General features: G+C 68.1%; 11 protein-coding genes. 8 read left to right on the forward strand and 3 right to left on the reverse strand.

All coding sequences use genetic code 11. The annotated features are described in order from the left end of the window. Positions 1-118 precede the first annotated feature (118 nt). Positions 119-346, forward strand: a complete 228-nt coding sequence (locus ACFOYW_RS13955; RefSeq protein ID WP_390230059.1) for a DUF7455 domain-containing protein — start codon at positions 119-121, stop codon at positions 344-346. A 66-nt stretch (positions 347-412) separates the two neighbouring features. On the opposite strand, the gene ACFOYW_RS13960 is transcribed toward ACFOYW_RS13955, so the two are convergent. Beyond that, positions 413-2,953, reverse strand: a complete 2,541-nt coding sequence (locus ACFOYW_RS13960) for a DNA gyrase/topoisomerase IV subunit A (protein WP_390230062.1) — start codon at positions 2,951-2,953, stop codon at positions 413-415. Between the two features lie 24 nt (positions 2,954-2,977). Between ACFOYW_RS13960 and ACFOYW_RS13965 the strand changes: the two genes are divergently transcribed. Further along, entirely contained in the window at positions 2,978-4,123 is a 1,146-nt protein-coding gene (locus tag ACFOYW_RS13965; protein WP_390230065.1) for an alkaline phosphatase family protein, read from the forward strand. Between the two features lie 16 nt (positions 4,124-4,139). On the opposite strand, the gene sepH is transcribed toward ACFOYW_RS13965, so the two are convergent. Further along, entirely contained in the window at positions 4,140-5,228 is a 1,089-nt protein-coding gene (gene sepH / locus ACFOYW_RS13970; RefSeq protein WP_390230068.1) for a septation protein SepH, read from the reverse strand. 206 nt (positions 5,229-5,434) lie between these two features. On the opposite strand from sepH, the gene ACFOYW_RS13975 reads away from it, so the two are divergent. Continuing rightward, complete coding sequence (locus tag ACFOYW_RS13975) at positions 5,435-5,725, forward strand: DUF4193 domain-containing protein (RefSeq protein WP_390231395.1); 291 nt, start codon at positions 5,435-5,437, stop codon at positions 5,723-5,725. A 68-nt stretch (positions 5,726-5,793) separates the two neighbouring features. Here ACFOYW_RS13975 and ACFOYW_RS13980 read toward each other — a convergent pair whose 3' ends face one another. Beyond that, a complete protein-coding gene (locus ACFOYW_RS13980; RefSeq protein WP_390230071.1) occupies positions 5,794-6,249 on the reverse strand; it encodes a DUF3093 domain-containing protein in 456 nt (151 codons plus the stop codon). 53 nt (positions 6,250-6,302) lie between these two features. Here ACFOYW_RS13980 and dut point away from each other — a divergent pair, with 53 nt between their 5' ends. From dut to dxs, 5 genes are all read left to right on the forward strand, one after another. After that, entirely contained in the window at positions 6,303-6,782 is a 480-nt protein-coding gene (dut, locus tag ACFOYW_RS13985; protein WP_390230074.1) for a dUTP diphosphatase, read from the forward strand. Continuing rightward, positions 6,779-7,375, forward strand: a complete 597-nt coding sequence (locus tag ACFOYW_RS13990; protein WP_390230076.1) for a DUF3710 domain-containing protein — start codon at positions 6,779-6,781, stop codon at positions 7,373-7,375. Before dut ends, ACFOYW_RS13990 begins: the two co-directional genes overlap by 4 nt. Continuing rightward, positions 7,375-8,139, forward strand: a complete 765-nt coding sequence (locus ACFOYW_RS13995) for a DUF3159 domain-containing protein (protein WP_390230079.1) — start codon at positions 7,375-7,377, stop codon at positions 8,137-8,139. The genes ACFOYW_RS13990 and ACFOYW_RS13995 overlap by 1 nt, the downstream gene beginning before the upstream one ends. Before the next feature lie 65 nt (positions 8,140-8,204). Then, entirely contained in the window at positions 8,205-11,015 is a 2,811-nt protein-coding gene (gene acnA / locus ACFOYW_RS14000; protein WP_390230082.1) for an aconitate hydratase AcnA, read from the forward strand. 62 nt (positions 11,016-11,077) lie between these two features. Beyond that, positions 11,078-13,012, forward strand: coding sequence for a 1-deoxy-D-xylulose-5-phosphate synthase (gene dxs, locus ACFOYW_RS14005; RefSeq protein WP_390230085.1), 1,935 nt, complete (start codon positions 11,078-11,080; stop codon positions 13,010-13,012).

The raw sequence follows: 13,012 nt of genomic DNA on the forward strand, positions 1-13,012 counted from the left end.
GTGGTGCGGCGTACGCCGGGAGCGAAATGCCCGGCCGCAAAGCACCGATTGTCGGGCCGGCGTGTTTCACTGGTTCGAGTTCGACGATAAGCGGTTCGATACGTAGGAGGTACTCGTAATGTCGTTCAACACCACCCCGACCGACGACCTCCGCGCTGAGCCGCAGCTGACGGCGGCCGACCGCTGTGATGCATGTGGCGCGCAGGCGTACGTGCGCGTCACAGTCAACGGCACCGAGCTGCTGTTCTGCGCGCACCACGCCAAGAAGCATCAGGAGAAGCTGGAGGCAGTCGCCGAGAGCTGGCACGATGAGTCCGCTCGACTCCTCGAGGAGTCCCGCGCGTAAGTCGCGCAGCACTGATCACGACAGTGAGACGTAAGGGCCAGGCAGTTGCCTGGCCCTTTCTCTGTGTCAGAACAGCGTGTCGTCCCCGTCGCCGGAGAGTGGCGCGGAGGTCACGGCAGGCAGAGCCAGGCGTTCCGCACCGACCGCCGTACCGACTGCGGAGACGACGCTGTCGAGCGGCGTGCCGCTTGCGTCCCTCTTCGACAGCGTGTCCGGCAGCTGACGGGCAGAGCCGTCCGACCCGACGGCGCGCGGCGGCTTCGGGCCGGCCCACGCGAGTGCCAGAACGCCGTCGCCCTTCAAGAACGCGTGCGCGCGCACGCCGCCCGTCGCCCGCCCCTTAGCGGGGAACTCGCTGAACGCCGAGATCTTGCCACGGCCGGGGTCGGCCCCCGGCAGCGTCCCGGCAGGTACTGAGACGGTCACGACGACGTTCTCGTCAGCAGGGTCCAGCACGAAGAATCCGATCGCTCGCGCCCCTTGGCCGAGGTTGATGCCTGCCATGCCGCCGGCCGCCGCGCCCTGCGGGCGCACAGCCGACGCCGCGAAGTGCAGCAGCTGAGCATCGGATGCCGCGAACACCAGCTCGCGATCCGCCGCGGCATGGGCCACGCCCATGACCTCGTCCCCTTGCTTGAGCGCGATCAGTTCGAAGTCCGGCCGGTTCGGCCACCCGCCGGGCGCGACGCGCTTCACGACGCCCTGTGCGGTGCCGAGCGCGATCGGCTCGGCATCTGCTGCAAGCGACACGATGCCGAGCACGCGCTCGCCCTTGCCGAGACCGCCGACATACTCGGCGATCCGCGCCCCCGCGGCGAGGTGGATCGAGTTGACCGGCACGACCGGCAGATCGACGGGGGAGAAGCGGATGAGTCGTCCACGGTTCGTCACCGCGCCGATCTCAGCGCGACTCGTCGTCGCGAGTGCCGAGATCACCGCGTCATGCTTCGAACGGCGGGGCGCGACCGCCGGTGCCGGTGCGCCCTCCGCAAGATCGACGCGCACGGCCCGCCCCGTGGTCGACAGGTAGACGATCGCGGGAGCATCAGCGATCTCGAGCGCGGGCCCCGCGAATGTCGCCGACTTCTTGGCGCCGACCGAGGCGATCGACGCCTTCGCCTCGGTGAGCAGCGTGCGGCGCGGCGTGCCGAAGCGCTCGGCGACGTCGTCGAGCTCCTCGGCGACGACGGCCCGAATCCGTGCGGGCGAAGCGAGGATCGCCTCAAGCTCGGCGATCTCGCGCTGCAGCTCTGCCTGCTCCGTCTCGAGCTCGATGCGGCTGAACTTCGTGAGCCGACGCAGCCGGAGTTCGAGGATGTACTCGGCCTGCACCTGCGACAGGTCGAACACCTGCTGCAGCCGCCCCGACGCCTCGGCCGAGTCGTCCGAGGTGCGGATCAGCTGGATCACCTCGTCGATGTCGAGGATCGCGACGAGCAGTCCCTCGACGAGGTGCAGGCGCTCCTGCCGGCGAGCCAGCCGGAACCGGGAGCGCCTCGTGACGACATCGATGCGGTGATCGAGGTAGACCCGCAGCAGGTCGTGCAGCCCCAGCGTCTGCGGGCCGCCCTCGACGAGCGCGACGTTGTTGATCGCGAACCCGTCCTCGAGGGGAGTGAACTTGTAGATCTGCTCGAGCACGGCGTCGGGATTGAACCCCGTCTTGATGCCGACGACGAGACGGAGGCCGTGCTGCCGGTCCGAGAGGTCGGTGACGTCGGCGATTCCCTGCAGCTTCTTCGAATTCACCCCGTCCTTGATCTTCTCGATCACCTTCTCGGGGCCGATGAGATAGGGCAGCTCCGTGATCACGAGCCCGGACTTGCGCGCGGTGAGCTGCTCGACGCGCACCTTGGCCCGGGTGCGGAAGGTGCCGCGCCCGGTCTCGTAGGCCTCGCGGATGCCTGCGAGCCCCACGATCGTTCCCCCGCCCGGCAGATCGGGGCCGGGCACGTATGCCATCAGCTCGTCCAGCGACGCGTCAGGGTTCTCGAGCAGGTGCTTCGCGGCGCCGACGACCTCGATCAGGTTGTGCGGCGCCATGTTCGTCGCCATGCCGACCGCGATGCCGCTCGCGCCGTTCACCAGCAGATTGGGGATCGCCGCCGGCAGCACGGCGGGCTCCTGCTGCGACGAGTCGTAGTTGGGCTGGAAATCAACGGTGTCCTCGTCGATGTCTGCGACCATCTCGAGCGCAACCGCGGCCAGACGAGCCTCCGTGTAGCGCGCGGCGGCCGGTCCGTCGTCGAGCGAGCCGAAGTTGCCGTGGCCGTCGACGAGAGGCACTCGCAGAGTGAAGTCCTGCGCCATTCGCACGAGCGCGTCGTAAATCGCACCGTCGCCATGGGGGTGCAGCTTGCCCATCACCTCGCCGGTGACACGCGCCGATTTCACGTGACCACGATCGGGCCGGAGGCCCATCTCGCTCATCATGTACAGGATGCGCCGCTGCACCGGCTTGAGACCATCGCGCGCATCGGGGAGCGCGCGAGCGTAGATGACCGAATACGCGTACTCGAGGTACGACCCCTGCATCTCGGCCGCGACGTCGACGTCTTCGATCCGCTCGGCGATCTCGTCGGGGGGAGTGCGGTCTGCTGGGGTCATCGGAACCTTTACTACTCTGGGCGCATGGCGATGCTACCGACTGCCTATTCGCGTTCCATGAGCCTCGCCGCCGTGCTCTCCAGTTGCTTCGCCGCACTCGACCGCGGCGAGCCGCAGTTGCCGCTCGAGCCGGTCGACGGCGCGGTCGTCGTGCTCGCCGACGGGCTCGGAGCGCTGCCGCTCAAGGCGCGAGCCGGTCACGCACGCACGATCGCGCCGCGGCTCAACAAGACGACGACGATCGAGAGCGGATTCCCGACGACGACAGCCGCCGCCCTCGCGACCCTCTGCACAGGCGCGTACCCGGGGCAGCACGGCATCACCGCGTACGAAGCCGTGGATCCGTCGACGGATCGCGTGTTCAACCACCTCAGCGGCTGGAAGACCGACCCCGATCCGGCCGTGTGGCAGCGGCTGCCGACCCTGTTCGAACGCTACGCGGGCTCGGGCATCCGCTCATATCTCGTCGGCCAGGCCCGTTATGCCGACACGCGCCTCACGCAGGCAGTGCATCGCGGGGCCGAATACGTCTCGGCCAAGTCGATCTCCGACCGGATGTCTGCGGCCGTCTCACTCGCCAGGCAGGGCCGAGCGCTCGTCTTCGTGTACGTTCCCGAGCTCGACATGGCGGCGCACGCCACCGGCTGGCAGTCGCCGGAGTGGACGAACGCGCTCGAGGAGCTCGACGCGGGCATGGCCGAGCTCGAGCGCGGCCTCGGACGGACCCGGGGCGCTCTGCTGACGGCCGATCACGGAATGGTTGACGTGCAGCCGTCCGGGCGGCTCTTCTTCGACCAGGAGGCCGAGCTGATCGCCGGAGTGCGCCATGTGGCGGGCGACTATCGCTGCGTGCAACTGCACCTCGAGCCGGGCGCGAGCGACGGCGACATCCAGGGCCTTGCGCGCGCGTGGCAGGCCGCAGAGGGAGAGCGCGCGTGGATCGCCACACGCGACCAGGCCGTCGCTGCGGGATGGTTCGGCCCGAACGGCGTCGACGACGATGTGCTGCCGCGCCTCGGGCACGTATTCGTCGCCGCCCGGGCGCAGGTCGCGTACTACGACGGGCGCACTGCGGCCGAGCGCGCCGTGGCCATGGTCGGCCAGCACGGGTCGTTCAGCGCCGACGAGCTCAACGTCCCGCTCATCGGCTTCGGCGCGTTCGCGGCCTGACCGTGCTGCTCGCCCGCTAGGCCGACGTGTCATCGTCGCCGCGCGCGCCGAAGACGATCTCGTCCCAACTCGGCATCGACGCACGCCCGCTGCGGCGGGACGAGCCGCGGGTGCCGAGGGGCCCGGTGTCGCGCGCGCTGAATCTCGCAGCGGGCGTCGAAACGGACGGGGCGCCCTGCTCAGGCGCCGATGCGCCCGGTTGCTCGACGGGCTCGTCATCGACGCCGAGGTCGAGTTCGAGCGGCTGTGAGTCGTGGATCGTCGTTGCGGCATCGCGTTCGCCGCGGCGCCGACGGAGCGCCTCAAGGAGGTCGGCGGTGTTGTGCACGTCTTTGGGCTCGCCGTCGTCCGCGCGCTTGATCGCGCCGAACGGCTTCGGAGCGGACTGCTGGGCCGTCGCAGCTGCCGGTGCCGGCGCCGCAGAAGCTGTCGTCGGCTCCTGACGTCGGGGCTCGGCGAAGTCGAACTGACCGGAGTCGAAGCGCGTCTCGTCGTGAACGAGCGGGGTGACGGCACGCAAGCGCGGAATCAGCCCGGTTGGCGGCAGCTCGCCCTGCTGCGAGAGCGTGCTGGCCTCGGCGTTCGCGGGGACCAGATGTGCTTTGCGCGGTTCGTAGTTCCAGCGGGCATCATGGTCGATGTCGTCTGCCGTGAATGCAAGCTTCACGATCCAGCCGCCGTCTTCTTCACGCCAGCTCGCCCAGCGCTCGCCCGTCGCGTTGAGCGAGGCCAGGCGGTCACGGATCGCGCCGCCGAAGGTGGCGTTGTCACCGAGCACGTCGACATCGGCCGGCACGTGAACAGCGACGGCAAGCGCCTGCGCGACCACGTGCTCGCGCTCGGCGATGATCGGGCCCTCGAAGCGCTGCACGTACTCGAGCGACGCCCCGGTCAGCTCGGCGACGTCTTCTGCGGAGAGGCCGCCGCGAATGTGCGCCTGGATCTCGCGCGGCGAGATGCGCACACCGGAGGCGGATTCATCGGCCTTGAGACGGCGCAGCTTCGTCAGCGCGACCTCGTCGATCGCAATGCGATAGCGATCGCCGTGGTCGCTCGCCGCGAGCAGCGCGCCTTCTTCTACTCCGATGACCTTCAGTTCCTGCATGATGATCTTCGCCTTCCGACCCGTTACGGGAACGTCGCCAGAATGCCATGCGGAACGCGCGAGACAAGGGAATAACGCGGGCGTGCCGCGAGTTTCCCCGAGCGCACCGCGGCACCATCCGAATCGGTTTGATAATCCGAAATCGGTGATGCATACTATCGCCGCCGATCATGCTGATCGGCGGGCAATTTCAGAAGTGGATGGGCATGGCAACCGATTACGACGCGCCAAGGAAGAATGACGACGAATCCGAATCAATCGAGGCGCTGAAGGAGCGGGTCCCGGACAAGTCCGCCGCCGTCATCGACGAAGACCCCGACAACCCGGGCAGCTTCGAGCTGCAGGGTGCCGATCTCTCGGACCTCGACCTCGATGTCGTCGTCCTGCCGCCGCAGGCTGATGAATTCACCTGCGTGAGCTGCTTCCTCGTGAAGCACCGCTCCCAGTTGGATCACGAGACGAAGCTCGGTCCGATCTGCATGGAGTGCGCCGCTTAGACCGAGCGACTGCGGATCCAACGGCACTCAAAGACGAATCAGCCCCCGGTATCGACCGGGGGCTTTCGCTATTCGGTGATGGCTGATCGGCGCCGATCGCCGTTCAGCGCCGCCGCGAGCTCGCGGGGGCGACGGGTCGAGATGATCCAGTAGGGCACCGGGTCTGCGGCATCGAGGATCGGCACCTTGACGATCGGCAGCGATCCGCGCAGGAGCAGCCATGCTCGCGCGTCCAGGCGCTGGCCCCGCTCGAGCGTCGCCTCGGTCCCGGTGAACGACTGCACGGTGCCGATGAACTCGAGCTCGACATTCGCGCGCCCGGCGCGGAATTCGGCTTCCGTCACCTCAAGCACGGGCGAGAACCCCACCAGCAGCGCGACGATCACGACGTAGAGCACGATCGCGAGCACGATGCCCACCGTCAGGTTGATGGGCCAGAAGATGGCGAGGGTCGCTGGCATGATCAGTGCACACGCGACGAACAACCAAGGCGCGGCGTACAGCCGCTCGCGGAACAGGCTCATAGGTCAATCCCACCACGAGAATCCCTGACAGCTTTCTGCACTAGCCTCTTGCCGTGACCGAAAACGTCGACGTGCCGATCATCGCCGCCGCCGCACCCGTTTACGCACACGCCGGCGACGCCGGGGCTGATCTGACGTCCACCGATGCCGCACGCCTCGGCCCAGGTGAGCGAGTGACGGTGGGCACGGGCGTAGCCGTTGCCCTGCCCGAAGGTTACGCCGGCTTCGTCGTCCCGCGCAGCGGCCTCGCCGCGCGCCACGGCATCACGGTCGTGAACTCACCGGGAACCGTCGACGCGGGCTATCGAGGCGAGATCAGGGTCACGCTGCTGAACACCGACACCACCGAGCCGTACGAGATCGCCGTGGGCGACCGCATCGCACAGCTCGTCCTCGTTCCGGTGGCCCGGGCGGTTTTCGTCCCGGTCGACCGGCTGCCCGAAAGCGTGCGCGGTACGGGCGGCTTCGGCTCGACGGGCTACGCGGCCCGGTCGGCCGCCAACGAGACCACATTCGAAGGAGAGCGCGCGTGAGCGACATCGAGCCCGTCGACTTGGAGAAGTCGGCTCCGGAGGATCGCGAGACGGAGGGTCCCCTCGACGACAGCGAGGCGAATCCCGTCCGCCCTTATATCGACCTCGGGGGCGTGAAGGTTCTTCCGCGCGAGGGCCTGCACCTGCGCCTCGAGATCGAGGAGGAGTCGCAGCGCGTCGTCGCGGTGGCTCTCGACTACGCGGGCTCGACCGTGCAGGTACAGCCGTTCGCCGCCCCGCGCTCGAGCGGCCTGTGGCACGAGATCCGCGCGCAGATCGCCGATCAGGTCGCAGCCCAGGGCGGCCGCTCGAGTGAGCGCGACGGGGTGTTCGGTCCCGAGCTCGTTGCAGAGATGCCCGTCGTGGGTGCGGCGCCAGGGGAGACCCGCATTGCGCGGTTCGTCGGGGTCGACGGTCCGCGCTGGTTCCTGCGCGGCGTGATCTCGGGTGAGGCGGCCGTCAATCCGGAGGCCGCGAGCGCGGTGGAGGATCTGTTCCGCAGCATCGTCGTGGTGCGCGGCTCGGTGCCGATGCCGCCGCGAGACCTCATTCCTCTGACGATGCCGCCGACGCCCGCGGCACCCGGCGCCTGATGAGCGATCGCGAACGCAACCACGAGACGGATGCGTCGCGCCCGAGCCTGAGCGACGCGCTCGGCGCCGCAGCGGCGAAGAACACCGGCCTGAGTGCAGCTGCGGCCGGCCAGGCCCCTAACGGAGCGGCCCTCCTTACCGCGATGGGCGGAGTGCGCGGCGTCTGCGAATCGGTGCTGCCCGGCCTCGCCTTCATCGTCCTCTTCACTGCGCTGCTGGTTCCGCTTCCGAACGCGGCCGTTCCGATCGCGCTCGGTGCGTCTGTTCTCATCGCTCTCGTGTTCACGATCTGGCGCCTCGTCGCACGCGAGAACGCAACCCAGGCGGTCGCGGGCCTGATCGGTGTGGGCGCCAGCGCGATCCTCGCGATCGCGACCAATCGCCCAGCGAACAATTTCCTGCTCGGGCTCGGCATCGACGCGCTGTACGGGGTGGCATTCCTCATCTCCGTCTTCGTGCGCTGGCCCATCATCGGCATCGCCGTGGGCTACCTCTACGGCGAGGGCGTCAAGTGGCGCGCGAGCAAGCCGCACTACCGCGTCGCGGTCGTCACGACCCTGATCTGGGTCGCGCTCTTCGCGGCGCGGCTCGTCGTCCAGGTGCCGATGTTCCTCGCCGACAACACGGCGGCCCTCGCCATCGCACACCTCGTGATGGGTGTTCCGCTCTATGTGCCCGTTCTGCTCGTAACCTGGCTGTTGGTGCGCGGTGTGTACCCTCGCGGCGGCGCCACAGCATCCGATCCGTCAACGTCTGCGAAATAGCAGACGCTGGTAGAGTTATCTCGACGTCAAGATAAATTCACTAGTTCGCCAAGGAGGCCGACCCCGTGTCAGCAGTCAACAGCTTCGGCGCGAAATCGACGCTCGCGGTCGGGGGCACCGACTACGAGATCTTTCGCGTAGACAGCGTTCCCGGTTACGAGAAGCTGCCGTTCAGCCTCAAGATCCTGCTCGAGAACCTGCTGCGCACCGAAGACGGTGCGAACGTGACGGGCGATCAGATCACGGCCCTGGGCGACTGGGTGCCGAGCGCAGAGCCCGACACCGAGATCCAGTTCACCCCGGCGCGCGTCGTCATGCAGGACTTCACCGGCGTGCCCTGCATCGTCGACCTCGCCACCATGCGTGAGGCCGTTGCCGCTCTCGGCGGTGACCCGAAGAAGATCAACCCGCTCGCGCCGGCCGAGATGGTCATCGACCACTCCGTCATCGCCGACCTGTTCGGGCGCGCGGACGCGTTCGAGCGCAACGTCGAGATCGAGTACGAGCGCAACGGCGAGCGGTACCAGTTCCTGCGATGGGGCCAGACGGCGTTCGACGACTTCAAGGTCGTCCCGCCGGGCACCGGCATCGTGCACCAGGTGAACATCGAGTACCTGGCGCGCGTCACGTTCACCCGCGAGGTCGACGGCGTCCTCCAGGCATACCCCGACACGCTCGTCGGCACCGACTCGCACACGACGATGGTCAACGGACTCGGCGTGCTGGGCTGGGGCGTCGGCGGCATCGAGGCCGAGGCCGCCATGCTCGGCCAGCCCGTCTCGATGCTGATCCCGAAGGTCGTCGGCTTCAAGCTGACCGGCCAGATCCCGACCGGTGTCACGGCGACCGACGTTGTCCTCACGATCACCGACATGCTCCGCAAGCACGGCGTCGTCGGCAAGTTCGTCGAGTTCTACGGCGAGGGCGTCGGCGCGGTGCCGCTCGCCAACCGCGCCACGATCGGCAACATGAGCCCGGAGTTCGGGTCGACGGCGGCGATCTTCCCGATCGACGACGTCACGCTCGACTACCTGCGCCTCACCGGCCGCCCGGCCGAGCAGATCGCGCTCGTCGAGCAGTACTCGAAAGAGCAGCACCTCTGGCACGACCCGTCGCACGAGGCGGACTACTCGGAGTACCTCGAGCTCGACCTGTCGACCGTCGTGCCGTCGATCGCCGGCCCGAAGCGCCCGCAGGACCGCATCGTGCTGAGCGACGCGAAGCAGCAGTTCGAGAAGGACCTGCCGAACTACGCCGACGAATCGGATCAGAGCGAGCTCGACGACGCGATCGCGGAGACCTTCCCGGCCTCCGACCCGGTCGCCGCCGGTGCCACCACCCACAATGGCGTCTCGCACCACCACGTCAGCCACGCGCCCGTGAAGATCTCGAAGCCCTCGCAGGTCGAGCTCGCCGACGGCACGAGCTACACGCTCGACCACGGCGCGGTGACGATCGCGGCGATCACGTCGTGCACCAACACCTCGAACCCGTCGGTGATGCTCGCGGCGGGCCTGCTCGCCCGTAACGCGGTCAAGAAGGGTCTCAAGGCCAAGCCGTGGGTCAAGACCACGTTGGCCCCGGGTTCGCGCGTCGTCACCGAGTACTACGAGAAGGCCGGGCTCACCCAGGACCTCGAGGACCTCGGCTTCTTCACCGTCGGCTACGGCTGCACGACGTGCATCGGCAACTCGGGTCCGCTCATCGAGGAGGTGTCCGCCGCTGTCAACGACAACGACCTCGCCGTGACCGCGGTGCTTTCGGGCAACCGCAACTTCGAGGGCCGCATCAACCCCGACGTCAAGATGAACTACCTCGCGTCGCCGCCCCTCGTGGTCGCGTACGCGCTGGCCGGCTCGATGAACTTCGACTTCGAGAACGACGCGCTGGGTACGGATGCCGACGGCAACGGTGTCTTCCTGAAGGACATCTGGCCCGCCGCCGACGAGGTACAGAAGACGATCGACGAGTCGATCAACAACGAGATGTTCACGCGCCAGTACGCCTCGGTGTTCGAGGGCGACGACCGCTGGAAGAACCTGCCCACCCCGAGCGGTGACGTCTTCGAGTGGGACGGCGCGTCGACCTACGTGCGCAAGCCTCCGTACTTCGAGGGCATGACGCTCGAGACCACCCCGGTGGCCGACATCGCAGGTGCCCGCGTGCTCGCCAAGCTCGGCGACTCGGTGACGACCGACCACATCAGCCCGGCGGGCTCGATCAAGGCGGACTCGCCGGCCGGCCGTTACCTGGGTGAGCACGGTGTCGAGTTCAAGGACTTCAACTCCTACGGCTCGCGCCGCGGCAACCACGAGGTCATGATCCGCGGAACCTTCGCCAACATTCGTCTGAGGAACCAGCTGCTCGACGGCGTCGAGGGCGGCTACACCCGCGACTTCACGCAGGCGGACGGCCCGCAGTCGTTCATCTACGACGCATCGATCAATTACCAGGACAAGGGGATCCCGCTCGTCATCTTCGGCGGCAAGGAGTACGGCTCGGGCTCGAGCCGCGACTGGGCCGCGAAGGGCACGAACCTGCTGGGCGTCAAGGCCGTCATCACCGAGAGCTTCGAGCGTATTCACCGCTCGAACCTCATCGGCATGGGTGTCGTGCCGCTGCAGTTCCCCGCGGGTGAGTCGGCCGAATCGCTCGGCCTCGACGGCACCGAGGTCGTTTCGATCTCCGGCCTCACCCAGCTGAACGACGGGGCGACGCCGAAGACGGTGCACGTCACGGCTGAGCCGAGCGAGCACTCGCCCGAGGGCAAGCAGACCGTAGAGTTCGACGCGGTCGTGCGCATCGACACGCCCGGTGAAGCCGACTACTACCGCAACGGCGGGATCCTGCAGTACGTGCTGCGGAGCCTGGTATAGCACGGCGCGCTACGCCCGGGCATCCGTCTGACTCTCGGATGCCCGGGCGTAGCCTTGCAACCATGTCTTTGCTCGACCGGATCCGCAGCCCGCGTGACCTGGACTCCCTCACAGAAGTGCAGCTCGTGCAGCTCGCGGCGGAGATTCGCGACTTCCTGATCGCGAACGTCTCGAAGACCGGGGGCCACCTCGGCCCCAACCTCGGCGTCGTCGAGCTGACCATCGCGATCCACCGGGTGTTCGACAGCCCGAAGGATCCGATCGTCTTCGACACCGGGCATCAGGCCTACGTGCACAAGCTGCTGACCGGTCGACAGGACTTCAGCCGGCTGCGGCAGCGCGGCGGCCTCGCGGGGTACCCCCAGCGTCAGGAATCCGTTCACGACATCGTCGAGTCGTCCCACGCGTCCAGCTCGCTGTCCTGGGCCGACGGCATCAGCCGCGCGTTCACCGTCACGGGCCAGACCGGGCGGCATGTCGTCGCCGTGGTCGGCGACGGAGCGCTCACCGGCGGCATGACATGGGAGGCGCTCAACAACATCACCGACGACAACGACCGCAACCTCGTCATCGTCGTCAACGACAACGGCCGCTCGTACGCGCCGACGATCGGCGGCATGGCGCGCTTCTTGAACGGCGTGCGCACGCAGAAGACGTACCGCGACCTCTACCTGAAATCGCGTAAGGCGGCTGATCGGTTCGGCTCGCCGAGTTCGGCTCTCTACCGGGGCATGCGCGGTGCGCTGCACGGATTCCTGTCCCGGGTGACCGGCAACGAGCAGCTCTACTCGAACCTTGACATCAAGTACATCGGTCCCATCAACGGCCACGACGTGGTCGCGATGGAGGAGGCTCTGCGGCAGGCGAAGAACTACGGAGCACCCGTGATCGTGCATGCAATCACCCAGAAGGGGCGCGGCTATCAGCCCGCTCTCGATGATGAGGCCGATCAGTTCCACGCCGTCGGTCAGATCGACCCTTCGACGGGCGTGCCCGTGGCCCCCACCGACACGACCCCGTCGTGGCCGTCGGTGTTCGCCGATGAGCTTCTCGCCCTCGCGGAGCACAATCCGCGTCTCGTGGCGATCACGGCCGCCATGGAGCGCTCTGTCGGTCTGCACAAGCTCGCTGAGCGGTATCCGTCCCGCGTGCACGACGTGGGAATCGCGGAGCAGCACGCGGTGACCTCGGCGGCCGGGCTCGCCTATGGCGGCCTGCACCCCGTCGTCGCGCTGTATGCGACCTTCGTGAATCGCGCGTTCGATCAGGCGTTGATGGACGTCGCGTTGCATCACGCCGGGGTCACCTTCGTGCTGCCGAGCTCCGGGGTCACGGGCCCCGACGGCCCGAGCCACCACGGCATGTGGGACCTGGCGCTGCTGCAGCTGATTCCCGGCATCCGTCTCGCTGCGCCGCGCGACGCCGCGCGGTTGCGCGAAGAGCTCGCCGAGGCGGTCGTCGTCGAGGACGGCCCGACGGTCGTGCGCTTCCCCAAGGGGAGCGTGGGGGAGGACCTGCCTGCCCTCCGCCGGCTCGACGATGGCGTCGACGTGCTGCGCGAGTCGGCTCAGAAAGACGTCCTCTTCGTCGGCGTCGGCGCGTTCGCGCGTCTCGCGCTCGGCGCCGCCGAGTTGCTGGAGGCGCAGGGCATCGGTGCGACGGTCGTCGACCCCCGCTGGGTCGTGCCGATCCCGCGCAGCATCGTCGACCTGTCGGCCGAGTATCGCATCGTGATCAGCCTCGAGGACGGCATCCGTGTCGGCGGCATCGGCACCCGGCTGCGCCAGGATCTGCGTGCAGAGGGGATCGACACGGCTGTCGACGAACTCGGCCTGCCTGACGACTTCATCGGCCACGCGTCGCGCGATCAGATCCTCGAGGACGCCGGACTCACCGCTCAACGCATCGCACGCGACGTGGTCGAGCAGGTGCTCGGCAGCAAGGTGCCCCGCGCACGAGCTGCGGAGGACACCGATACCGGTGCCCTCCGCAGTTGA

The organism is Gryllotalpicola reticulitermitis, assembly GCF_042651345.1.
In the GTDB taxonomy this organism is placed as follows: domain Bacteria; phylum Actinomycetota; class Actinomycetes; order Actinomycetales; family Microbacteriaceae; genus Gryllotalpicola; species Gryllotalpicola reticulitermitis.

Bases quoted from the DNA above. Each gene is read 5' to 3' on its own strand.
- ACFOYW_RS13980 (WP_390230071.1), bottom strand. From the start codon at position 6,249: ATGAGCCTGTTCCGCGAGCGGCTGTACGCCGCGCCTTGGTTGTTCGTC.
- ACFOYW_RS13975 (WP_390231395.1), top strand. From the start codon at position 5,435: ATGGCAACCGATTACGACGCGCCAAGGAAGAATGACGACGAATCCGAA.
- ACFOYW_RS13965 (WP_390230065.1), top strand. From the start codon at position 2,978: ATGGCGATGCTACCGACTGCCTATTCGCGTTCCATGAGCCTCGCCGCC.
- ACFOYW_RS13955 (WP_390230059.1), top strand. From the start codon at position 119: ATGTCGTTCAACACCACCCCGACCGACGACCTCCGCGCTGAGCCGCAG.
- ACFOYW_RS13960 (WP_390230062.1), bottom strand. From the start codon at position 2,953: ATGACCCCAGCAGACCGCACTCCCCCCGACGAGATCGCCGAGCGGATC.
- sepH (WP_390230068.1), bottom strand. From the start codon at position 5,228: ATGCAGGAACTGAAGGTCATCGGAGTAGAAGAAGGCGCGCTGCTCGCG.
- ACFOYW_RS13995 (WP_390230079.1), top strand. From the start codon at position 7,375: ATGAGCGATCGCGAACGCAACCACGAGACGGATGCGTCGCGCCCGAGC.
- dxs (WP_390230085.1), top strand. From the start codon at position 11,078: ATGTCTTTGCTCGACCGGATCCGCAGCCCGCGTGACCTGGACTCCCTC.